The sequence below is a fragment of the Dyadobacter sp. LHD-138 genome (assembly GCF_030929615.1).
Lineage (GTDB): Bacteria > Bacteroidota > Bacteroidia > Cytophagales > Spirosomataceae > Dyadobacter.
This window is the reverse complement of the sequence record NZ_JAVFVU010000016.1, coordinates 79,814-100,702: the sequence shown is the minus strand read 5'-3', so window position 1 is coordinate 100,702 and position 20,889 is coordinate 79,814. Positions and strand designations below refer to the sequence as shown.

Below are 20,889 nucleotides of genomic sequence, written 5' to 3'. Positions count from 1 at the left end.
ATTGAAATAGCAAGGGCCAAATAAAAAATCCTTGCAGCAAAGCCGCAAGGATTTCTTTTTAACCTAAACTAAATCGAACTTATTACATAGTTGTAACGTAACCGTTCTAGTTTTCATTTGATTTTTTTTCGTCTTTTTTCACTTCTTTTTTCTTTAACTCAACTAAGTCTCCGTTTTTCAGTGTTTTAGACACAACAATATATGGACCAGAGATTATTTCGTCACCGTTTTTCAGACCGGATAAAATCTCGATATTTTCGAAGTCACTGATACCCGTTTTCACCTCACGCATTTCTGCTTTTCCGTTCACTCTTACAAAAACAACTTCTTTGATAGCTTCCTCTTTCTTTGGTTTTTCGGGTTGTGAACTTTCCGGTTTTTTATCTTTTTCATCAGGAGCCGGTGTGTTGCTGCGTGTCGTTACCGCTGCGATCGGAACGGAAATAACCTTGTTTTTTCTTTCCGTCGTAATTTCCACCGAAGCAGTCATACCCGGTTTGAACGGATAGGATTTTTTATTCTTCTGAGCCATTAAGTCACTGAATGACTCGTTAAGGATTTTTACCTTCACTTCAAATTCCGTTACCGCATCAGAAGAGGCGCTGCTCAGGGCAGTGGATGACGAAGAGGCGAGTCCGGCGGCGGTGTTGGCAATTTCTTTTACGACACCCTTAAACTTGCGTCCTGAGGCACTGTAAGCGTCCACATCAATTTCAGCCGTGTCGCCCAGTGTTACACGTACAATGTCGTTTTCATTCACATTCACTCGAACTTCCATGTTGCTCAGGTTGGCAATACGCATCATTTCAGTTCCTGCCATTTGCGAGGTACCAACCACACGTTCACCGACTTCTACATTAAGTAAAGAAACAATTCCGCTAACCGGTGCGAAAATGGTCGTTTTACGCAAGTTTTCAGCGGCATCGCGAAGACTGGCTTCTGCGCTTTTGATATTGAATACGGCTGCCGAAACATTAGCCTGCGAAGAAGAAAGGTCTTGTTTCGCTATATCATAATTAGAACTGAACTGCTCAAAATCCGAGGCTGAGATAACTTTATCGCTATATAGCTTTTTGTTTCGTTCAAAAATCAGTTTTGATTGTGTCAAACGGGCTTCTGCCTGCAAAACCAGCGCTTTAGTCTGCTCGTGGTTTGCCTTGCTGGAATTGACAGCAGCCTGGGCGCGGGCCATTAACGACTCGTAGTTATCCGGACGTATCTTTAACAAAAGCTGGCCTTTCACAACCGAGTCGCCTTCGGCAACGTACAAGTTGGTGATCTCTCCCGAAACGTCCGGGCTTAACTTAACCTCCACTTCTGGCTGTACTTTTCCGGACGCGCTTACGCGCTCAATGATGTCAGCTTCCTTTACTTTGGTAAATTCTACTTCGGTGGCTTTTGGCTGCCCAATCCACCCGGCCTGTTTTGCACCGACTAACCCGGCAATAAGAAGTACAACAATACCTCCTGCAATCCACCATATTCCTTTTGAAGATTTACGCGCCATAATGCATTATTTGGTTTACGGTTGTTATATTTTTTATGATATCAGAAACTCCGTATCAATTAAATTTAGAAATCAGACAAGGGACGGTTCATGTAAAAATCGAGGATTTTTGTTCTGAACACGTAATCATATTTTGTTTGGATCAGGTTGCTGTTGGCCCGGTCCAGATTCGCTTTCGCAATATTGTACTCAACCGAATTGATCGCGCCCACATCGAAGCGCACTTGCGCGACACGGTGTGCTTCCGTTAAGGCCCGCACCTGATTGGCCGTTGCCGAATAACGTTTGGCCGAATTATTCATGTCAATATATGCCTGTTCCACATTTTTACGGATGGTCAGCTGAACCTGCTGTGCCTGATACTCCGTATTTTTTTGCTGAATTTTGGCATTGGCAACATTATATTTTACCTGGAAATTAGTGAAAATAGGAATACTCAAACTCAGTCTGATAGAAGGGTTTCTGTTAAAGTTCAGTTGGTCGAGGTATCCGAAATGCTGAATCGCTCCGTTTGGCGTCGTAATTTTCTCAATAACCGGGACTGTTACACCGCCGTAACTTACGTAAGAAGTTGTAGACGGAATGTCATAGGTTGTGCTTCCCGTTCCGTTGGCAACGAATCTTTCCTTTGGCGCAGCGCTTGAAAAAGCCGTACTGAATCCGCCGTTTAACGATAACGTCGGCATGGCTACACCCCGTGCAATCTCGATTGATTTTTTAGCAGATTCAACACGCAGATTCGCTGCTTTCATCTGTGGCAGATTGGTCATTGCTGTCTCGTATATTTCCTGAATTGTCGCATCGTAAGCCTGAAGTGTCGGGTCGGCAACCGGTATTTTTACGACGTTAATCTGATTGGCACCCGGCAGGTTCATGTATTGTTTCAGATTAAGTTTTGCGGTTTCCAGGTTGTTTTCCGCGTTGACAAGTGAAAGTTCATCGTTTGCCAGCTGTGCACGAAGGTCAAGCAGGTTGCTTTCTGCCAGCGTGCCGGCGGCTACCAGTTTGGCTGTGCGTTCCACCTGCAGGTTCGAAGCATCTACCTGGCGCCTGGCCACTTCAATGAGTTCTTCGTTGCTGATTACCTGAAGATAGGATAAAGCCACGTTCAGCATCAGATCGTTACGTGCCGCATCCAGGTCTTTCTGGCTGGCCTTTAGATTGATGTCATTTCTGACAATATTGTTTTTAGTCTGGAATCCGTTAAACAGGACTACACTCGCACCAAGCTGAAAGCTGTTTTGGCTAATATTTTGCTGAACAAACTGGTTGGTAAAGGGGTCAATGTTACGGCCGAAACTGAATCCCTGTCCGGCACTGAAATTCAGGCTCGGCCAACGCTGCCAGCGCGACTGCTCGTAGGTATTTCCGTTGGTCTGAACTTGTAATTCAGACTGTTTAAGCTGAGGATTGGATTCCAGCGCGATTCGGATACAGTCTTCAAGGGAATACGTGTTTTCTGCTTTTGGAGGAGCCGTTGTCTGCCCGTAAGCCGACTGGAACAAAACGAGTCCACAAACCATCATGGCTATAAATGCAGATTTCTGTAACGAATTTATCATATGTCCATACTGTGTTAGATGTTCAATATTACATGATGCTATAAAAAACAACCATCCATTTAGTACGGACGGTTGCATAAGTAGGTAAATGGGTATTTTACAATATTTTGATTTAGTGGAAAAATAAATATCCCAGCCAGATCCCGGCCAGCACACCGATTAAGTCGGCAATAAGGCCAACTACAATGGCATAGCGGGAGTTTTTGATACCAACCGATCCGAAGTAAAGCGCTACGATATACAATGTAGTGTCCGCTGATCCCTGAAAAATGCAACCCAGCCTTCCTACAAAGGAATCAGGGCCGAATTTTGTCATTCCCTCAATCATCAGCGCACGGGCTCCGCTGCCGCTTAGTGGTTTCATCAAAGCCACCGGCAAGGCATCGGTAAAATCACTGTTGATACCTGAGCTGATGATAACATACCGAAGGCCGTTCAGTAAATAATCCATAGCGCCGCAGGTACGGAACGCGCTGATTGCAACGAGCATACCAACCAGATAAGGCATGATTTTAACAGAAGTTTCAAAGCCCATTTTGGCACCTTCAATGAAGACGTCGAAGACATTCACCTTTTTGTAAAGCGCTCCCAGCAAAAAAGAAGTGATAATGAAAAGCAGCAGCGAGTTGCCGACCACGATCGAAATCGTCTCAATTTGTTCTTTAGGCAAACCGGTCAGGTACCAGAGCAAAAGTGCAAGAACGGCTGTAACGCCACCCAGACCGATCACAACGGTGCGGTTAAAAAGATTTATTTTTTGCCAGGCGGCGGTGATGATCAAACTGACGACCGTGGTAATGTAAGTTCCGATCACACAGGGGATAAAAACGTCAGACGGGTCAGTAGCGCCCAGGATGGCACGCTGTGCAATGATGCTTAACGGAATGATCTGAAGACCGGATGTATGCAAAACCAGAAACATGATCTGGGCGTTGGAAGCTGTGTCTTTGCTGGGGTTAAGTTCCTGGAGGCTTTGCATGGCTTTCAGTCCGAAAGGTGTGGCCGCGTTGTCAAGTCCTAACATATTGGCGCCAAAATTCATGATCATCTGACCATTCGCCGGGTGATTTTTAGGGATTTCAGGGAAGAGTTTGCTGAAAAAAGGTCCGATAATTCTGGCAAGAATATTGATAGCCCCTGCCTTTTCGCCCACATTTAATATCCCAAGGAAAAACGTCATAACCCCGGCGAGTGGCAAAGCAATGTCCACCACCGCAACTTTGGAAGCGCTAAGAATTCCTTCTACAACCAGTTTTAGCGTTTCTGTATCGCCAAAAAGGATAAATTTAGTCAGGGCAACGAAGAAGGCAATTGCAAAAAACGCAATGAAAATATAATTAAGGGCCATTAGATGAGGTAGTGGTTTATCAAAATGAAAGCCGAAAGCGGGTCGGAATATTTTTGAGGTCGAAAATAAATTAAATTCCTGAGAAAGCAGTAATCATGTGACGGGCGCCATCCGGATTTGCCGGACATGTGTAAATCATTTGCGGATTTATTCAAATTTTTAGGATTACGTAATCTTAATCCGGTTTTGAGATGATTTTCAAGATTCATTCCCTATCTTCCACTTCAAATATTTCTGAATTGAATCCCTGGCTATGAAAAAGTATTGTTACCTGTTATCCCTTGTTTTATTATTTTCCTGCAACAAAACGAAGGAGACGGAAGGAAAGAAGGAGTCTTCAATGACCATATTAAATGATACCATTCCGACGGTCAGAAAAGTGGTAAGTAAAGCCGCCGTTGCCAGTTACAGCGAAGTCGTAAAAGATAAGGATAACCTGAATGACTGGAAGTTTGCCGTAGACGTGTTCGAAACGGAGGAAACTTTTAAGTATAAGGTTAAAATAAAATACAAGGAACTGGACGCTGATGATCATTTAACTGTGCCGAATTTTGGGATTCAGCCCACGGTGAAAATTGAAAAAGGAGAGGAGGAACTTTCCTGCATCATTGGTTTTCTGGATAAGGACGGCGCGTTTAAAGAATTTAAAAGGGTGGAAGTGATCGGTGATCAGTTGAAAATCAAGCAAACCAAGGGATATGGCCGCAGCGTGGTGCGGGCAAAATAGTTGGTTTTTACGTTGATCTTAAAATCCTGCCTTGATATAACTCCATCCTTCCTGTTGCCGGATCACCAGTTCGGCAATGCCCGATGGTATGATTTCAATTCCCGCTATCAGATCCTTCGGTAGGATATTGTTGGAAATCAGCATGTTATTACAGATTTCAATTTTTACGTTTTTTCGAAGCAGGGCAACGATTTCTTCGGTAAAAGGATTCTGGTCTTTAAGACAAAATGGCCCCGAAGCGCCGTGGCATACGATTTTCACTTGTACGTTGTCATTGAAATAATCAAGCAGATTGAAAATCTGTCTGATCGTACTTTTGTAAACTTTGGGCTCGGGAGATGTTAACTGGATTATCGCTTTGTAAGCATTCATCAGGATATCGTTACTTATACAATTAAGGTAAATGATTTTTTTGATAATTCCCGGTTCAGGCAATGAATTGGTGTTTCGCCTGAAATATTTGTCAATTTCAGGTTTCCTTACGAGATTAAAAATACGGATTTTAGCAATCTCCCGGATACTGCTCTTTGATGATTACACGGATCAGTCCCAACAGAATTATTCTTTTTAGGAATTTTCCTGATGTTATCCTTTTCAGTATGCAAAACGATCCGGAGAAGCGGCGAAAAGTTTTGTTGTTATTTTGTAAATAATTTACGATATTTTTGGATAAATAGGCTCTGATCAGGTATTTGAATAACCTAACTGAATGTTATACTTTTAATAAGAAAAAAATGCTTCCTGATATCTTTTGTAAGGCAGTTTCCCGCGAAGTAATTAACCGGATTGAAAAACTGGATAGTCATACCCAGCCCATTTGGGGGAAAATGAATGTAGCGCAAATGCTTGCGCACTGCTGCGTCTCGTATGAATACGTATATGAAAATAAATATAAACCACCGGGGTTTTTAATGAAGCTGATCCTTAAAAACATGGTTAAAAACACGGTCGTAAACGAAACCGCGTATAAAAGGAATAACCGGACTGCACCGGATTTTCTCATTACTGACGAAAGAGATTTTCAGATTGAAAAGGAAAGGTTGATCGCTTATATTGAGAAAACGCAGGAATTGGGCAAAAGCTATTTTAAGGACAGGGAATCACATTCATTTGGGAAACTGAGCTGTACTGAATGGAATAATATGTTTTATAAACACCTGGACCACCACTTAACCCAATTTGGGGTGTAAGGCTGAGACGGGTAAACCGGTTGGCAATGAAATATATAACCAATTTTAGAAGAGAAAAAACTCTTTTATTTGGTTCTTAGAATAACTAAGTTTGTAAAAAAATCCAAAGAGGAATGGTTTTTTCCAAAACGTGCGAGTACGCAATCAGAGCGGTGATTTATATTGCCCAGAAGTCGGAAGACGGAACAAAGGTAGGGATTAAGGAAATTGCCGCAGGTATTGACTCGCCGGTTCATTTCATCGCGAAAATTCTTCAGGATCTGAGCAAACGGGAAATCGTGCAATCGGCTAAGGGGCCAAACGGCGGATTTTATATCAATAAGGATGCCCGTCAAAAATCTCTGGCTGACATCGTGATGGTTATTGACGGCGACAGGATATTTACAGGTTGTGGGCTGGGGCTCAAAAACTGCTCCGAAAGTAAGCCATGCCCATTGCACTCGGAGTTCAAAATCATCCGTGACAAAATAAAAGTAACGCTGCATTCGGCCACGATCGGAGATTTCAATAAAAGCCTTAATGCAGGATTGAGTTTCATTAAGGAAAGATAAGCGCCGAACCGGATCGATATTGTGTTTAGAACTTAATAAAACAATTTTGAGAAATTTGTTTTATTAAGTAACTTATAAACAGCGCTATATTTTATTTTTACACGATTGAATATTGGACAAAACTGCTAATTTAATACAATGAAAATTACCTTTTTTTTGACGTATATAGGATTGGGTTTTAGGTTGGATTTATAGTCTGATGTCAAGATGAACGTTAACGTAGCGGTGGCCTGAAAATTACTTTCGCAAGATTTTTTGGACATGTTTTATATAAATTGTGAGAAAATTTAGGATATTTATAAAAAATCGAACAGGTAGTAGGTATTGCTATCTGAGACAGACAGGAAACGAAAGCAAGATAACCAGGCTGTAAGAATAGAAAAATTCCATAGATTAAGACCGATTTGAGCAGTTGCAGAGGATAGATTTCGTGAATCATCTTCGGGACTCGTGGAGACAAGGCGCATTGATTAACCGGCGAAACAGGGATTTTTTTGATAAGATTACATTTCTAAACTTTATTGTAAAAATAAAAAAGGTTTATAATCTGATAGTTATGGGAAAAGGAAAGGATTTGTTTGGTAAGTACAACGATTTAGCGAAGGAGAAAGGTGTTGGAAGTGAGGAGTATCGTTATGCCTGTGTTCTGTTTCAGGCGCTGTTGATGCTTGGCGAACGCCGGGTTTTTGAGTTATTGGAAGAAGCCGATGTTACCGGGAAAAAATTGGCGTTGGAATATGCCGTCCATGCGGGTGGGGATGATGACGATGCCGTGCCAAGTGATGTGATACTGGTGTAAATGTGTGAATGACGAGTAAGCTTTTAGAATTTTTGTAAGGCCCGGGGGGTACCGGAAGATTGAAGTTGTTTTCAGTCGTTAAGTGCTCGGTTTTTTTGTTGCCTGATGTAGAATTTTTAACAAAACGGGTAATTACCACCTGTAAATTTAGCTCTAGCAGTTATGCTTAAAAAATTCTGAGCCCACATCTGTGAAATAATTTCCTAATTTATTTCACTCAGAGCTATGTTCTGGAAAACGATAACTCCGGGTGAAACAGCGGTTAAGATGCCGCTTTTTTATTCGGGTGATTAATATCAAAACACATTATTGAAGCCGAATGATTGAAACATACGCGTCTCCGGCCAGTACCGCTGCTCCGAGGATTCCATAGAGCTGATGGCTAATTGTTGATCCCGCTTCTGCATTTGTAATTACGCCGGACTGAAAGCTGTTTATGGAAACTGACGGAGAAACAATAGAACCCGGGAGGGATGAATCGTTTAACAAAATTCTGCTGGAGATCAGCAGACTAGCCGTTGTGTTTAATCGATAGGATATCTGATAACGGCCGGCATTGGCAATAGTAATGACGGTATTAGTGCTGTTAATCGTGACACCCGAAGCGAAAGCTCTCAGCAACCGCATTATCCCAACGGTCCGCCGCCGCGGCAATTCCCTTTTCTGCTCATGCTTCTGATTACCAGTGGATAAATGCCGCGCGGTGGACCGCCGACAGCCTTTTTTAATATATCTCGTTCAAGTTGTGTGTCGCGGAGTTCTTTCCTTAGCCGGGCCAGTTCCTGTTTCGTTTCGCTCAAAATCACTTTTCCATTGCCGGGAAAACTACCATTCTATTTCGCAGAAAACTCTCTGCGCCAGCGGTATAACATCGCCGGTGGGACATCTAATTCTTTTGCCAACGCACTAAGGTCTGTGCGGGTGTTGCTTAGTTCGACGCTCATCAGTTTGAACTCCTTATCAAATGCTCTTCTTTCTCCAGACATGGGTGTTAAGTTATAAAAGTTTCACTTAACTCAGTGTCCGCTTAAATATAGCAGGTCCAATAGTGTTCTACCAAAAAATAAAATTTTGTTTAATGGCAATGGAAACCAACTCGCTGATGCCTTCAAGCAGCTCATTGAAGCAAATCTGATTGTTTCTTGTAGTAAAGCTGAGCTTGAAGGATAACTTCCAGTACGTATCAAATTCTCTTGTTAAGCCATTCACAATTGGCTACCTTAATAGTATCATTTCGTCCGATGTCAAGATTTGCAAGTCACCCATTTTTAAGATTTTGAAAGATAGGTCAGAACTGGTTCCATTGGCGTGGAGTAAGAAAGGTAAGAATTCATAGTTTGTTTAAGTATGTAGCTCACAATATTGGCATTCATTAAAGAAATGGGGCGAATGTTCCACGAGATTGAATTAACTATTTGTAATATAGTGCACTACGCAAAAAAACACTTTTCTTTTATAAATTCCTTTTTTGACCCATTGCTTCCAGGTAACAGTAAACCGTTGACCGGCCTACACCAATGATCCCGGCTATTTCTTCGGCAGTTTTCTTTTCCTTGTATAGCATCACTGCGGTTTCCGCTTTCTTAATAGCTTCCTGACTTAGTCCTTTCTTTTTCCCACCCATGCGACCTCGTGTGCGTTCGGCAGAAAGTCCTGCTTGGTACGCTCTCGGATAATATCCCGTTCAAATTCAGCTAAGGAAGCAAAGATGTTCAGAAAGAAGCGGTCTTGGGCAGTTGAAGTATCAATTGCATCCTTTAAGGAAATGAATTCTATTTTCTTTTCTTCCAGCTGTGCAATCAGATTAACCAGCTCCCGCAGCGACCTTCCGAGCCGATCAAGCTTGTAAACCACTACCGTATCACCCTCCGAAGCATTTTTGAAAGTTGTGGCCGTTCTTTACCAGATGAAACTTTCTCTTGAAATATTTGCTGGCACTTCGCAAGTTTTAACTCGTCAATTTGCATATCCAGTACCTTGTCCTGGGTTGAAACTCTGGCATATCCTATTTTCATCATTTCAGATGTTTAGCTTCTCCTCTTACAATCAATAGATAAGCTGGGTAACTGTTCGGAGTAGAACTAACGCAATCCTATTTGTTCAATGGAGGAAGTATCCGTAGCAAAGCGGGATTGTCCAGCATTTGTTGAAGGCGTTCAGGATTGGGATATGGAATTTGCGTTCCGGTCTTTTGAAGTGCTGTCTTATCCCGGGTCTTCAAATAAAGAGATACATTCCGTGTCTGAGTCAACCTGGTTTCGTGATTTTCTCGCATTTCCCTTAAGTCCGGATCAACACGTTTTGTATAGCTTACAAAAATGGCCAGAAAAAATGTTAAAGCCACTATCTGGAGGCCAATTCTCGTTCTTCGACTACTCCCCAACCCTTCTGTTGATCTCAAAATAAACCAAGCATTAGCAGCCAAGCCTAAATGCAAAACCTCTGTGTATCTGGAACCAACTTCATACATATTATGGCCCCTCCCATAAGCAAGTGCTACAATCTGAATACCAGCCCAGGCAAAACAGCCTGTCATTAGGAGATCGCAACGACCGAATTTTTTATGAATTAAACGTGTAGGTATTACAATTAAAGCAGGCAGCCAAACAAGACCAATATATAACTTGCGCGCAGTCAACGGCCAACCCATTACACGGATTGTTGCTTTATACATCTCCGTTATATTTTGTGCATGCAAAACATTATGCGCTTCAACATACGGCATCGTCAGATATCCTGTTACTGCGATCGTCAGTAATGCCGGAATAACCAACAGTGTTTTAATTGGCCACTTCTGACAAATATACCCATCAAGAAAGTAAACAACAGCCAAGGCTACAGGAGTGAGAAGGCCGGAAGCCATTGTGAGTACGCTAAGTATGCAAAATGCTATTACGATCAATATGGCCCATGTACTTGTTGGGCGGTATACTGCCAATGCAATAGCGGACAGAGCAAATAGATTGAGGAAATAAAACTGGCTCTGGAATCCTATTAACATATTTTCCCATGAGAAAGGCAATGCGGCTCCGGCAACAACAACCGGGACAATAATCCACCGGGTACCACGCAACTCTCCCATTCGGTGTAAAAGCCAGATCAGCAAAAGTGGTGTGGATGCACCAAGCGGAATATTTAGCCGTGCTTCGGTCAAATTACTCCAGGTACCGGTAAGTTCGAAACTCAGCAATGTCATAAGTCGCGTAGGAAGTATCCGGTGCTCATTATTTGGTTTCCAAAAGTCCGAAAAACGCAATTTCCCTTCGATCCAGGGATGTAGTAAACCGTCCCATTCGGAGTCCCATTGATCCCAGTAAGGCAATGCGACTGCAAAATTTTCTACATAATACCATCTTGGGATAATAATCGCTGCAGAAAGGAGAACAAATATTAAGAACCATTGCTTGTCAAACGCAACGACTTCTGCAACGGACTTTGAAGCAGGTTGAGATTTTATCATTGCCTACACATGCTAAAACACAAATAATTGCGAACGGAGCAAATACCTGAGGCAAAGACAGGAGTAATTACCTCGCGGAGTTTTGAAACAAATATCATCTGAATAAAGAAAGTTTGTTGACTATCGCCAATAAGAGCGAATGAATACATGCCGTATACTAACATTAGTGCAAAAGAGATTATTTTTTAGCCTATATCCAAAAACCAGTTTTATGCTCTTCTGTAACAGGGCTTTTGAAAATTGCCTTTAGGCTAATTACAAAAGTCAGGATTAAAACTATTATTATTTGTGAGGCCATTTGTTTGCGTTGTTATCAGCATAATTATTATACGTGTAATATTTTGATACGAATGTCTAACTTACAAACTCCTCTTTTGTCCCATCGCTTCCAGATAACGGTACACCGTCGAGCGTCCTACGGCAATGATGTCGGCAATCTCTTCGGCAGTTTTCTTTTCCTTGTATAGCATCACCGCGGTTTTCGCCTTTTTAAGGGCATCCGGACTAAGTCCTTTTTTTGCCACCCATACGTCCCCGGGCACGTGCAGCTGAAAGTCCTGCCCTGGTGTGTTCCCGGATGATATCCCTTTCGAATTCGGCCAATGAAGCAAAAATGTTCAGAAAAAACGTTCCTTGGACGGTCGAAGTATCAATGGCATCCTTTAAAGAAATAAACTCAATTTTCCTTTCTTCCAGCTGAGTAATCAGGTTAACCAGCTTCCGTAATGATCTTCCGAGCCGGTCAAGCTTGTAGACCACTACCGTATCGCCTTCCCTGAGTATTTCCAGCATCTTCAAAAGTTGTGAGCGCTCTTTGCTTGATGAGTCTCCTGAAATATCTGCTGGCATTATGCAAGCTTCAACTCGTCAATCTGCATATCCAGTACCTGGCCCTGGGTTGAAACTTTTGCGTATCCTATTTTCATATTGGGATCCCACTAATCTGGTAACTTTCCAAAAGTAGGATTTTATGTAATGAGATGACAATTTGGTATTGGTATTTGATACGAATGCGATACATTTCGCGGTCATTAAAAAATCCCGTAGAACGTCCGTTTTTGCGGACATTTTAATTCCAACAATTTTCACAATTTAGACGATCATCTTCAAGTTGACGAATTGTGGAAAGCTGATGCCATCCGGTTTCGTTGAGTTTGTATGAGCTTTGCTAACAGGTCCGATAACGTCAATAACCTTTCTTTCACAATTTTAGAATGTAAGTGCTAATACTTTTAATAACGAATAATTTTCACTTATTTGAAGTATGGCGGAAATGGAATTAAGAGTAAAAAATCACTACATTCAAGAAGCTTATTTACGGAACTGGGAATCAACTCCTGGCAAGGTCTTTCTTTATCAAAAACTTGTCTCTCATGAAAATGTTCCATTATGGAGCGAAAGACAAATAAATGGAATAGCTTACAGAAAGCAACTTTATTCTCGACCATTTTCTGAAAATCGAGAAGATGAGATCGAACGATGGTTTGCGGATGAATTCGAATCCCCAGCTTGGCCTGTTATTCAGAATGTTATTAATGAAGAACGACTTACACCAGATAACTGGACCAAATTGGCACTTTTTTTGGCTCTGCATGATCTTCGTACTCCAGCTCGTCTGCTGGAACATCTCGATAGGTATACAAAATTTGTAGATAAGGAATTTTATAAAATTCTGTTAGATGCTACACAGAAGATCGAACAGGGACATCAACGTAATGTGCCCATTAATGACGCTAGCCTAACTCTTCCGTTGAAGATCACCACAGAAATAAAAGAGGATGAAGAATTTGGCATTTTAAAGGCGGAGACTGCTGCTAGCAGAGCATCCTGGCTTTGGGCGATTGAACATCAGTTAAGAAACACTGTCAATATTCTACATAAGCACAAGTGGCGGATAATGCACTCAGCGAAAGGATTGTGGTGGTTCACTACTGATAAACCTGTTATCAGATTAAATTTCTTTTCAAAGGAAAGGTATAATTTCAATGGTGGATGGGATTGTAAAGGGTCAGAGATTTTAATGCCTCTTAGCCCTGAACACATGTTATATACGAAAGTTGGCCATTACCCACCTCCAAGAGGCAGTCGATTTTCTGAGGAACAAACCATTCTCTTGCGTCGCATCATTGCCCAACATGCACATAGATATGTCTATGCCAATACAGCGGATGATGAAGTAACCAGGTTAGTAACGAGAATTGTTGATCGAAAAAAATTCAAATATGAAGAAGTGCAATGGGAACGTTGGCACTCTGAACAGACTGAATCAGAGAAGTACTTCTTTAGAGGAAATGACTAGCTAACCAGCTATCTAATTATAAAAAAGCTAGAGAAGCCGGGATACAATAATAGAATTGGTCCTAGAAACGATAATTTCTTGGTTCATAAGCTGCCTCTACCTCTCTCACAAAACCACCATTTTCAGGCACATCTATAATGACTAGTGTTTATGCGAACTACATTGGTTAAGCACTACCCGGTTTTTATGGGGGGAGGTTTAACTCTGAATTTTAAAATTGAAGGATTGCAATTAATTACAATCCACTAGAACAACCAACTATCTGATGAAGCTCAGCCGCTCTGGACACGGGAGCCGAATTTCCCCTGCTGGACTGGAATTCGGTTGGCGACGGTATGCTAGTGGCTCGTATCCCTACTTCTGCGCAAAACTGCTTGCTGCCAACACCTTCCGCAGTTTTTCCTGGGCATTGCCGGTCGACGGGTGTGCTGCGTGCGTGGCTACCATCCGGCCACGTTCGTCTATCAGCAGGTAGCGCGGAATGCCCCAAACATGGTAAAGGTTCCAAACGGATTCGGGCTTATCGGTTCCGCTAAGTATATGTATCCCATCGGGCACTTTACCGCCGACCACCATTTTCTTCCAGGCCAGGGTATCGCGGTCTACCGATACGTACAGAAATGCGATCCGGTCGTTGCCTTTAAACGCTGCCTGCACTTTTTTGGAATCTGGGAACGCGCTTATGCAGGGTCCACACCAGGTCGCCCAAATGTCGACATATACCACTTTTCCTCGCAAATCCGACAGCGCCAGTTGCTTACCATCCGGGGTTATGCCAGAGAAATTTGGGGCGGGTTTGCCGGGGCCAATTTTTTCCCATCGGTCCACATCTTCACGGAGCACACTTTTATATTCCTTGGAAGGCACTTGCTGTTCTAGTGTTTTCGCAAGCATACGCAGATCAGGTGTTAGACCATTCAATGCAATTTGAACACTGGCACTTTTGACGCGCAGAAAATCTTCGACGGACTTCGGATAATGGCTGGCTTTTATTTTGTTTTCAACCAATGCTGGAAAAATAGCATCCAGGGTATCGGCCCCTACTTTCTCATTCTCTTCATAAATAGCATTACTGATCTGGTTATTATAAAAAAAGCCACCAATTAGTCCATAGTCGAACACACCGACTTTCAGCGCTATTGTATCAACCGGAAAATTTTCAACTACTTCCCTTACTGAAAGCGGAATTTCTGCGAAATCCTTCCCTGCGGCAAAATTATATTGGTAGAAAATTACATGCATATCAGCATGCCGTTTAAGCAGGTCCAGCTTTTCTGCAGATATTTCCGGATCGGTTTTAAGTTTGCCCAACAATTGATCATAACTTCTTTGCAAGGAATCTTTTGCTTTCAAAAATTCATTCGCTTCAAGCCGGAAAGAATAACTACCATTCCATTTATTGAAAACAGAACTTACTTGCTGCATCTCATAATAAACCTGATTGACCGCTGCCCCATCACCCTCAAAACGTAATGAAAGCTTTGTTCCGGCTTCATCAGACCGAATCTGAAAATTCTGTCCCGGTAAGATCAAAATACCTGCCGCTATGTTTTTACCGTTGTTTATAAAAGCAAAAAACGGCTCTTTCACTGCCACTTCTACCACGCCTTTTCCTGTACTATCCAGCCGTACTTTCGCCAATTCGATACTGGCTAGACTTATCATATTCGTTCTTCCCACAATGACAGTATCCCCCGCAGCCTTCGGAAAATTAATGAATATTTTAACTGAGTGCTTAGCATTCTTCTCACAACCGGTAGTTCCGATGAACACTGTCGAAAAAAGCATTACCAGATAAATATAATAGCGCATTTAATTGAAGTTTTGTAAATAAAAAGTAACTCAAATTAATTTACGCTAATAAAATGTATTCTGTGGAAATCAAGACTGATTCTTTTAAAAATTTAAATTTTTGTGCCGGTCGAGACGAGGCTGTAAAATGAATTCTGATGTACTATTTTGGGGCACTTTCCAATTCAGTTAACCGGTGTGCATTTAAAATATTTTTCTAACACGAGTAAAGCCAACAAATCCTCCGTCTTCTTATCCTGAAATTCCTGAACAAAATTATGGGCATTTTTAATAATAGCTTCTGCCTTATCAGTATGTTCTATAAAGTAGGAAAGCTTTTGCTCTAAATTTGAATAATCGTCCTCAATATGAATATAATGAAAGTCGGGGATCAGTTTTCCTTCCATAAACCAGGTTTCAAATTTCGGAGTGGGCATGACTGCTATCGAATTGGAAGACATAATCCATTTTAGATTGGTTGCAACGTCGTTACCTTCAAGGCTTAAAATAAATTTATACTTTAAATGTTCAACAATAGATAGTTTAGGCTTTAACCAATTAGCATTACTATTATTTTTACCAACATGGCCTAAGTCACATATCGGATTACTGAAATACATATCCATAAACTTCAATCGATGGGGTTGTGTCATTGCACCTCGTCCTATTAATTTATTGGACTTGTCCCTGAATTTTATTTTATCGTCAATGAATACAAAATGCCGTTTTTTATCCAGTTTTAACAATATAGAATTGTTATTGTGTTCAGAAATAGGTCGACTTTTCAGTATAGAAGGAACGTCAGGAATGTAAGTGATACCCCCAAAAAGGAAATTCGCTTTCAAGTTTTTATCAAAATATCTAATGTATTCGAATAAGTCGAAGTTGTATGACTTCGGAGATTTGAGAATTTTTAATTTGTGTAGGGGGGGCGCTCCAATGCCAAGGTTCACATTTCCGTCAAGCTTGTTATAGTAGTTTAACCGATCATTTATTTTGCTTTCATTGTATTCTTGAATACTGGATAATTTTCTTTTAAGATTAATCCTCTACAATTTGGAAGGGATCAGTTGTCTTGCTAGATTCTTTATGTAATAAAGTGCCTTATTTCTGCGAAGCTCAATCAAAAATTGGTTGTAATACATCTATACTGCAATTGTTTTCAAGTAAACGAAGAGTTATTTGATTAGAGTATGTTTTGGATTAAACTAATAATGAGAACCAGTCGTTATTAGTTTAATCCAAATCATACTCTTACACTCCCCAATTAATTCACCAATCACATTTTCAGAATCGAATATCTGTGATGCATAACGTCTTTATAGGATTGCTTGTATTCATCTGAGAGGAATGAATTATCCAGCCACTTGAAAGCAACGTCTTTTTTGTTTTGAAATCGTTTAAAGGTATTCTGTATTTGTCGCTCGTTTAGGCCCAATCCTAGTCCGAACTGGATAAAATGATCCAGCTTTAATTTTCTTTTTTTGCCATCCAGCGTTAACGCGAGCTCTTCATTATCATCCGGATTCGCGATACTCACATTTAACAGATCATAAGCAGGAGCCAAAGTCCAGTCATTACCACCATTGATCATTGAAAAGTTCTTTAGGTGCATATCGTTGTTGCCGGTAAGGAAGCTGAAAACCGACAGTTCAAAGTAATACAACAGATCAAGTAGCGTGTTACTGGAGTAGGCGTTTATAGCCTTCCCAACACGTTCCATCGAACTTTTGTATTTATCAAAAGCTTCAAGGATCTGAAACATATCGAGCATGTGGATTTTGTCTCCATTGTCAGTCCGGTCTATACGTTTGGTAATATATGCGAGTTCACCAGACTGCAATCGGATCAGACTCGAAGGAACTGTACGCATGCCAAAAGCCTCTTCGGCGATACGCATAGTTACATGCTCGTTCTGAGGCATTTCAGGGTAATTTTCGGAAGGTGGTTTCAAAATGAAATTACCGCCAAGTGCTCCAACGATTGTCAATCTTTTTCCACGCCCGGTTTCCAGTGCCTCACTAACAATCGTTAAAGACAATTTTGGTTGCACACCTGGTACTGTAACGCTGCGCTCCACTACATCTTTGGCCAGATCTTTCATCTGAGCAAGCGAATAATCAAAAACAGGCGGCGTTTTTGTCCTAAAAAACTTCATACTGCAAGCCTCGTGAAAATCGCCTGATGCTTGTTTATCCAACGGCTTGTAGCAATATAAACAGTTATTCATGATCGTCTGCAATTGGTATTACACTCACAGCGCCAATACAATTTTGGCAACAAACCAACAGAAGTCCCATACGGTCATTTAAGTTTATTTTCCAGCTTTTTGACGCAATATCCAAAAGCCATCCTTCAGGAATAAGTCCGTCAAAAAAAGGGAAAAGGCGTTTATCCGTATACATGGCAGAGACTACCGGCATTGAAAAACTAATAAATTGATTCGGGTAGTTCTGTACGTATTCGTCCAGATACCGAAACTGGTAAAGACCGTCGTCTGTCTCAGTAAGGTGTCCTGCTTCTACATCCTTGTAAAATATTTTTGCCTGTCTCATAGCGGCTGCTCCTGGTTTGTTGGGTTTAGATCCTTACTACTTACCGGAGCTAGCTCGTGTCCGAACATTCGGAGTACCTGATTCACTTTTTCAAGATTCAGATTTCCTTTATTCTGCTCAATTTTTCGGATTACCGTAAGTGCGACTCCGGCCCTGGACGCCAGGTCTTCCTGAGTCAATTGGGCTAGTTTTCTTTTTTGCTTAACGAATTCTGCTAATCTTTCCATTTTATACGTTTAAGCATATAATTATTTAAATATAATAAATTTTATATGTAAAAGCATACAAAATGTTAATGGTTAATCAGAATTATATTCTTTTACATATAATATTCATGTTTTTGATCCTATAAATGAGTATTCTGTTTCTAAAAGATAAAATGACTAAGGTATGTGGGGAAATCTTGTTCTGTGTTCGCAAACAAAGAACAAACCTGCTGTAATAGGTATTAAAAAGAAGATCTTTTTGTGGAGTAAATGTTCTAAATTTTGCCTCGAATCTAAACCAAGGTAGTTCGTTAGTTTAGATTTGAGGCAAAAAACTAAACTAACTGAATTGCAAGTTCAGCTTTTGTGCCATTTTCTAGACTTATATTGGGAGTTTAAGGCTTACGACCTTCCGCAACGGTAATTCAATGGAAATAGGTGGCTTCAAGAAACTGTTTCCCGTCGGGACTGGTGTAAGATTATTTTTGATTTAGTTTTCCTTCCACTATCTTGGTTAGCAGTTCATTTTTATCTTGCTCTGCTTTTAGAAGACGCTCGTAAAGTTTTTTGTTTTCTTCAAGTGCTTCAACCCATTTATCAATTGGATTTATATTGAATGATGGATTGTAATTTACGATACCATTTGTATCGTGGAATGTATTAGATATAATATTTATGGCTTGTTGTTCGTCAAAGTTCTTAATGGCATCGGCTGGAACTTGTAATATTTTCGCCACTTGATCTAAAATGTCCTGTTCTATGGTTTCTTTTTGTTTCAGCAGTGATACCCGTTTCTGAGTCCAATCTTCACCCAATTCATACGCAAGCCCTTCTTACTTAATTCCAAGCATTTCCCGGAAACGCTTTACATTTCTGCCTTGATGTATGTTTTTGGTCGTGTGAGAAGATGCGTGCATACTGTAAATGTAAGAGCTTATTGGTAGATATTAAAGTTCTAAAATAGTCGTTTCTGACTAAAATTCCCAATCCTTGAATTTTTTAGAAATCGGGAATAGTTCAATTTTAGGAATGGGTTATCATAAAAGACAAGGTTATGAGATTCATTTCAGAAGATGACGCAGATGTCCGCCCACTTTGGATGTCACCACAGGAAATTAACGATCCATCAGAATTTATTCGTCAGTTTTGCAGGAGTAGCGATATCTGAATTGTTTAACTTTACTGATTTTTCTGGCTCATTCAGTGACTTCGAAGAAAATGCTGATCAAGGGTACAGGTTCGAAAAAGACGGTCAAATAATTTACAAAGCATTAAATACTGAAACCGGAGATCATGAGCTAATTTTCATAGAAAACGGGGAAATATCTCAATATTAAAAAAACATCCCCACCACTTGGTATGATTGAAAAATGTCAAGTTAATCAGTCACAATTCCTTTGGTGGTGGGGATAAGCAAATTTAAGAATTATGGACTGGAAAGAAAGATATGATAGGATGAAAAATCACTATCATTGGACTGACATTAATGTAGCCGAAATTATAGGTAATACGCCTGGTAGTGTAAGAACGGTATTAAACAGAGAAGATTTTCCGAGATGGATCAGGCTGGCCATTGTTGTTTTTGAAAGGGAGAATAAAATTATTGATTGAACCGGAGCCCGTTATTTTACGGGTTCCTTTTTTGTGTTCATAAATGCCAGATATCCACGTGAGAGTGATATCATATCTTCATCCGTATCTTCTTCTACAATATGGACATAGCGCATGGTGGTGTTGATATTGCTGTGTCCCATGATGTATTGCAAGTTGGTAACCTTGCCGCCAAAGCGGATGTAGTTAGTAGCAAAAGTGTGTCGGCCCATGTGGAAGCCGGCAATTTCCATGCCCAATTTGTTTGAAATTGTTTTAAGCGCCTTACGTCCGTATGGTTCCGATATCTTTAATCCGCGTTTTATAGCTTCGATTTGAAGCTCAACGCAATCTTCCATGTACTTCATGGCGTATTCGTCTATATGGACGTAGACGGTTTTTAGCTTTTTGGTGAGCTCCTGTTTTTGTGGATGGAAAATTAATTTACCGACAGCCTTATAATATTCCAGCTTAGATTCATTCGGTTTGAGTATATCCGATATCCGAAGTGAAAGATGGCAGGCTATCAGGAATCGACATAACGTTAATTTTTCTCCGATCGGAATTTCCTGCCGGTAATACTTTATCAGCTTGGCTACATCCCTGGGACGAAGGTGTTCGATCATTTTTACATCCTGAACTGTTTTTACGTCGGCCTTCACGAACGGATTTTCGATCGGAATATGATCATCGATAGCCAGGTTAATGTATGCTTTCACATACTTCATCACGTTGGCGATCGTGTTGCCATCCAGTTTCTTTTTCTCCTTTGTCCTTTTATTGTTTTGCTTCTGCATCCAGGATTCGAAGCCCTCGATGAATTTTTTGTTAAGGTCCTTAAAGGGGATCTTCTTCCGGTAGTCGGACAGCCAGAGCAAGGCGGTTGTCTGGGATTTTTTTGTGTTCTCTGATATTTTCTTTCTCCTGTACCGCTCCTTTATCTTATCGCTCATATATAGCACGAAGTCTTGCAGCCGGAGATAGTTGTAATACATATCCTTTAATTCGGATATTTTGCAAACGGGCGGTCATGAAAATGTCATTAACCTTCGCGTACGCCTGACGGATCATGAGGTTATTGTCATTGCATTCCGTGTCGTTTTTATCCCTGGCCAGAAGTTGGAAATTTTCTTCATCAACCAGGCAGGGAGGCCAGTCGACGTCAAGCGGAATTTTGTCAAAATCGGTATCGATTCCCACCAGGATGTACAACTGAGATCGCCCGTTTTTCTTCACATAACTCTTGTTGTACCGCAATCCAATGAATGTTTTCACGCAAAAACTATTTGAAAGTAGAAGGCAGT

Annotated in this window: 25 protein-coding genes and 1 pseudogene; 6 read left to right on the top strand and 20 right to left on the bottom strand. The window is 41.0% G+C overall.

Annotated features, from left to right (window positions below; translation table 11 throughout):
- Nucleotides 1–106 precede the first annotated feature (106 nt).
- The 3 genes from RB622_RS14320 to RB622_RS14310 form a co-directional block, all read right to left on the bottom strand.
- Nucleotides 107–1,507 carry an efflux RND transporter periplasmic adaptor subunit gene (locus tag RB622_RS14320; protein WP_308047246.1) on the bottom strand — a complete coding sequence of 467 codons (1,401 nt, stop codon included), beginning with the start codon at nt 1,505–1,507 and terminating at the stop codon, nt 107–109.
- Nucleotides 1,508–1,572: 65 nt separating this feature from the next.
- Nucleotides 1,573–3,069: a TolC family protein gene (locus RB622_RS14315; RefSeq protein ID WP_308047245.1), complete on the bottom strand. Its 1,497-nt coding sequence runs from the start codon at nt 3,067–3,069 to the stop codon at nt 1,573–1,575.
- A 112-nt stretch (nt 3,070–3,181) separates the two neighbouring features.
- The gene (locus RB622_RS14310; protein WP_308047244.1) at nt 3,182–4,417 is read right to left on the bottom strand and encodes a nucleoside recognition domain-containing protein; all 1,236 of its coding nucleotides are present in this window, start codon (nt 4,415–4,417) and stop codon (nt 3,182–3,184) included.
- Between the two features lie 253 nt (nt 4,418–4,670).
- Between RB622_RS14310 and RB622_RS14305 the strand changes: the two genes are divergently transcribed.
- Nucleotides 4,671–5,144 carry a hypothetical protein gene (locus tag RB622_RS14305; protein ID WP_308047243.1) on the top strand — a complete coding sequence of 158 codons (474 nt, stop codon included), beginning with the start codon at nt 4,671–4,673 and terminating at the stop codon, nt 5,142–5,144.
- A gap of 18 nt (nt 5,145–5,162) precedes the next feature.
- Here the strand turns inward: RB622_RS14305 and RB622_RS14300 are convergent, their stop codons facing one another.
- Nucleotides 5,163–5,516: a DsrE family protein gene (locus tag RB622_RS14300; RefSeq protein WP_308047242.1), complete on the bottom strand. Its 354-nt coding sequence runs from the start codon at nt 5,514–5,516 to the stop codon at nt 5,163–5,165.
- Between the two features lie 362 nt (nt 5,517–5,878).
- Here RB622_RS14300 and RB622_RS14295 point away from each other — a divergent pair, with 362 nt between their 5' ends.
- From RB622_RS14295 to RB622_RS14285, 3 genes are all read left to right on the top strand, one after another.
- Entirely contained in the window at nt 5,879–6,334 is a 456-nt protein-coding gene (locus RB622_RS14295) for a DUF1569 domain-containing protein (protein WP_308047241.1), read from the top strand.
- 113 nt (nt 6,335–6,447) lie between these two features.
- A complete protein-coding gene (locus RB622_RS14290) occupies nt 6,448–6,885 on the top strand; it encodes an Rrf2 family transcriptional regulator (RefSeq protein ID WP_308047240.1) in 438 nt (145 codons plus the stop codon).
- Nucleotides 6,886–7,441: 556 nt separating this feature from the next.
- Complete coding sequence (locus RB622_RS14285; RefSeq protein ID WP_308047239.1) at nt 7,442–7,684, top strand: hypothetical protein; 243 nt, start codon at nt 7,442–7,444, stop codon at nt 7,682–7,684.
- A 306-nt stretch (nt 7,685–7,990) separates the two neighbouring features.
- Here RB622_RS14285 and RB622_RS14280 read toward each other — a convergent pair whose 3' ends face one another.
- The 8 genes and pseudogenes from RB622_RS14280 to RB622_RS14245 all read right to left on the bottom strand — a co-directional run bounded on the left by RB622_RS14280 (nt 7,991) and on the right by RB622_RS14245 (nt 11,993).
- Nucleotides 7,991–8,311 (bottom strand): BclA C-terminal domain-containing protein, encoded by a 321-nt coding sequence (locus RB622_RS14280; RefSeq protein WP_308047238.1) that lies wholly within the window; start codon nt 8,309–8,311, stop codon nt 7,991–7,993.
- Nucleotides 8,311–8,484 carry a hypothetical protein gene (locus RB622_RS14275; protein WP_308047237.1) on the bottom strand — a complete coding sequence of 58 codons (174 nt, stop codon included), beginning with the start codon at nt 8,482–8,484 and terminating at the stop codon, nt 8,311–8,313. The genes RB622_RS14280 and RB622_RS14275 overlap by 1 nt, the downstream gene beginning before the upstream one ends.
- 33 nt (nt 8,485–8,517) lie before the next feature.
- Nucleotides 8,518–8,670 carry a transposase gene (locus RB622_RS14270; protein ID WP_308047236.1) on the bottom strand — a complete coding sequence of 51 codons (153 nt, stop codon included), beginning with the start codon at nt 8,668–8,670 and terminating at the stop codon, nt 8,518–8,520.
- 467 nt (nt 8,671–9,137) lie between these two features.
- Nucleotides 9,138–9,308 (bottom strand): helix-turn-helix domain-containing protein, encoded by a 171-nt coding sequence (locus RB622_RS14265; protein WP_308047235.1) that lies wholly within the window; start codon nt 9,306–9,308, stop codon nt 9,138–9,140.
- Nucleotides 9,284–9,651: pseudogene (locus RB622_RS14260) on the bottom strand (recombinase family protein). The gene RB622_RS14265 and the pseudogene RB622_RS14260 overlap by 25 nt, the downstream one beginning before the upstream one ends.
- Nucleotides 9,652–9,776: 125 nt before the next feature.
- Nucleotides 9,777–11,144, bottom strand: a complete 1,368-nt coding sequence (locus RB622_RS14255; RefSeq protein ID WP_308047234.1) for a hypothetical protein — start codon at nt 11,142–11,144, stop codon at nt 9,777–9,779.
- Between the two features lie 359 nt (nt 11,145–11,503).
- Nucleotides 11,504–11,668: a helix-turn-helix domain-containing protein gene (locus RB622_RS14250; RefSeq protein WP_308047233.1), complete on the bottom strand. Its 165-nt coding sequence runs from the start codon at nt 11,666–11,668 to the stop codon at nt 11,504–11,506.
- Nucleotides 11,649–11,993, bottom strand: coding sequence for a recombinase family protein (locus RB622_RS14245; RefSeq protein ID WP_308047232.1), 345 nt, complete (start codon nt 11,991–11,993; stop codon nt 11,649–11,651). Before RB622_RS14245 ends, RB622_RS14250 begins: the two co-directional genes overlap by 20 nt.
- A 424-nt stretch (nt 11,994–12,417) precedes the next feature.
- Between RB622_RS14245 and RB622_RS14240 the strand changes: the two genes are divergently transcribed.
- Nucleotides 12,418–13,443 (top strand): DUF4238 domain-containing protein, encoded by a 1,026-nt coding sequence (locus tag RB622_RS14240; protein WP_308047231.1) that lies wholly within the window; start codon nt 12,418–12,420, stop codon nt 13,441–13,443.
- A gap of 354 nt (nt 13,444–13,797) precedes the next feature.
- Here RB622_RS14240 and RB622_RS14235 read toward each other — a convergent pair whose 3' ends face one another.
- The 6 genes from RB622_RS14235 to RB622_RS14210 all read right to left on the bottom strand — a co-directional run bounded on the left by RB622_RS14235 (nt 13,798) and on the right by RB622_RS14210 (nt 18,810).
- Entirely contained in the window at nt 13,798–15,255 is a 1,458-nt protein-coding gene (locus tag RB622_RS14235; RefSeq protein WP_308047230.1) for a TlpA disulfide reductase family protein, read from the bottom strand.
- A gap of 164 nt (nt 15,256–15,419) precedes the next feature.
- Nucleotides 15,420–16,079 carry a glycosyl transferase family 90 gene (locus tag RB622_RS14230; RefSeq protein WP_308047229.1) on the bottom strand — a complete coding sequence of 220 codons (660 nt, stop codon included), beginning with the start codon at nt 16,077–16,079 and terminating at the stop codon, nt 15,420–15,422.
- 434 nt (nt 16,080–16,513) lie between these two features.
- Nucleotides 16,514–17,464, bottom strand: a complete 951-nt coding sequence (locus RB622_RS14225; RefSeq protein WP_308047228.1) for a HipA domain-containing protein — start codon at nt 17,462–17,464, stop codon at nt 16,514–16,516.
- Entirely contained in the window at nt 17,457–17,789 is a 333-nt protein-coding gene (locus tag RB622_RS14220; RefSeq protein WP_308047227.1) for a HipA N-terminal domain-containing protein, read from the bottom strand. The genes RB622_RS14225 and RB622_RS14220 overlap by 8 nt, the downstream gene beginning before the upstream one ends.
- Nucleotides 17,786–18,016 (bottom strand): helix-turn-helix domain-containing protein, encoded by a 231-nt coding sequence (locus RB622_RS14215; RefSeq protein WP_254562007.1) that lies wholly within the window; start codon nt 18,014–18,016, stop codon nt 17,786–17,788. The genes RB622_RS14220 and RB622_RS14215 overlap by 4 nt, the downstream gene beginning before the upstream one ends.
- A gap of 458 nt (nt 18,017–18,474) precedes the next feature.
- A complete protein-coding gene (locus tag RB622_RS14210; RefSeq protein ID WP_308047226.1) occupies nt 18,475–18,810 on the bottom strand; it encodes an XRE family transcriptional regulator in 336 nt (111 codons plus the stop codon).
- A 640-nt stretch (nt 18,811–19,450) separates the two neighbouring features.
- On the opposite strand from RB622_RS14210, the gene RB622_RS14205 reads away from it, so the two are divergent.
- A complete protein-coding gene (locus RB622_RS14205; RefSeq protein ID WP_308047225.1) occupies nt 19,451–19,606 on the top strand; it encodes a hypothetical protein in 156 nt (51 codons plus the stop codon).
- An 11-nt stretch (nt 19,607–19,617) separates the two neighbouring features.
- Here the strand turns inward: RB622_RS14205 and RB622_RS14200 are convergent, their stop codons facing one another.
- Both RB622_RS14200 and RB622_RS14195 read right to left on the bottom strand, forming a co-directional pair.
- The gene (locus RB622_RS14200; protein WP_308047224.1) at nt 19,618–20,538 is read right to left on the bottom strand and encodes a site-specific integrase; all 921 of its coding nucleotides are present in this window, start codon (nt 20,536–20,538) and stop codon (nt 19,618–19,620) included.
- The gene (locus tag RB622_RS14195) at nt 20,528–20,860 is read right to left on the bottom strand and encodes a hypothetical protein (RefSeq protein ID WP_308047223.1); all 333 of its coding nucleotides are present in this window, start codon (nt 20,858–20,860) and stop codon (nt 20,528–20,530) included. Before RB622_RS14195 ends, RB622_RS14200 begins: the two co-directional genes overlap by 11 nt.
- Nucleotides 20,861–20,889: the final 29 nt, after the last annotated feature.

Bases quoted from the DNA above. Each gene is read 5' to 3' on its own strand.
- RB622_RS14320 (WP_308047246.1), bottom strand. From the start codon at position 1,507: ATGGCGCGTAAATCTTCAAAAGGAATATGGTGGATTGCAGGAGGTATT.
- RB622_RS14315 (WP_308047245.1), bottom strand. From the start codon at position 3,069: ATGATAAATTCGTTACAGAAATCTGCATTTATAGCCATGATGGTTTGT.
- RB622_RS14310 (WP_308047244.1), bottom strand. From the start codon at position 4,417: ATGGCCCTTAATTATATTTTCATTGCGTTTTTTGCAATTGCCTTCTTC.
- RB622_RS14305 (WP_308047243.1), top strand. From the start codon at position 4,671: ATGAAAAAGTATTGTTACCTGTTATCCCTTGTTTTATTATTTTCCTGC.
- RB622_RS14300 (WP_308047242.1), bottom strand. From the start codon at position 5,516: ATGAATGCTTACAAAGCGATAATCCAGTTAACATCTCCCGAGCCCAAA.
- RB622_RS14295 (WP_308047241.1), top strand. From the start codon at position 5,879: ATGCTTCCTGATATCTTTTGTAAGGCAGTTTCCCGCGAAGTAATTAAC.
- RB622_RS14290 (WP_308047240.1), top strand. From the start codon at position 6,448: ATGGTTTTTTCCAAAACGTGCGAGTACGCAATCAGAGCGGTGATTTAT.
- RB622_RS14285 (WP_308047239.1), top strand. From the start codon at position 7,442: ATGGGAAAAGGAAAGGATTTGTTTGGTAAGTACAACGATTTAGCGAAG.
- RB622_RS14280 (WP_308047238.1), bottom strand. From the start codon at position 8,311: ATGCGGTTGCTGAGAGCTTTCGCTTCGGGTGTCACGATTAACAGCACT.
- RB622_RS14270 (WP_308047236.1), bottom strand. From the start codon at position 8,670: ATGTCTGGAGAAAGAAGAGCATTTGATAAGGAGTTCAAACTGATGAGC.
- RB622_RS14265 (WP_308047235.1), bottom strand. From the start codon at position 9,308: ATGGGTGGGAAAAAGAAAGGACTAAGTCAGGAAGCTATTAAGAAAGCG.
- RB622_RS14255 (WP_308047234.1), bottom strand. From the start codon at position 11,144: ATGATAAAATCTCAACCTGCTTCAAAGTCCGTTGCAGAAGTCGTTGCG.
- RB622_RS14245 (WP_308047232.1), bottom strand. From the start codon at position 11,993: ATGCCAGCAGATATTTCAGGAGACTCATCAAGCAAAGAGCGCTCACAA.
- RB622_RS14240 (WP_308047231.1), top strand. From the start codon at position 12,418: ATGGAATTAAGAGTAAAAAATCACTACATTCAAGAAGCTTATTTACGG.
- RB622_RS14235 (WP_308047230.1), bottom strand. From the start codon at position 15,255: ATGCGCTATTATATTTATCTGGTAATGCTTTTTTCGACAGTGTTCATC.
- RB622_RS14225 (WP_308047228.1), bottom strand. From the start codon at position 17,464: ATGAATAACTGTTTATATTGCTACAAGCCGTTGGATAAACAAGCATCA.
- RB622_RS14220 (WP_308047227.1), bottom strand. From the start codon at position 17,789: ATGAGACAGGCAAAAATATTTTACAAGGATGTAGAAGCAGGACACCTT.
- RB622_RS14215 (WP_254562007.1), bottom strand. From the start codon at position 18,016: ATGGAAAGATTAGCAGAATTCGTTAAGCAAAAAAGAAAACTAGCCCAA.
- RB622_RS14205 (WP_308047225.1), top strand. From the start codon at position 19,451: ATGAAAAATCACTATCATTGGACTGACATTAATGTAGCCGAAATTATA.
- RB622_RS14200 (WP_308047224.1), bottom strand. From the start codon at position 20,538: ATGAGCGATAAGATAAAGGAGCGGTACAGGAGAAAGAAAATATCAGAG.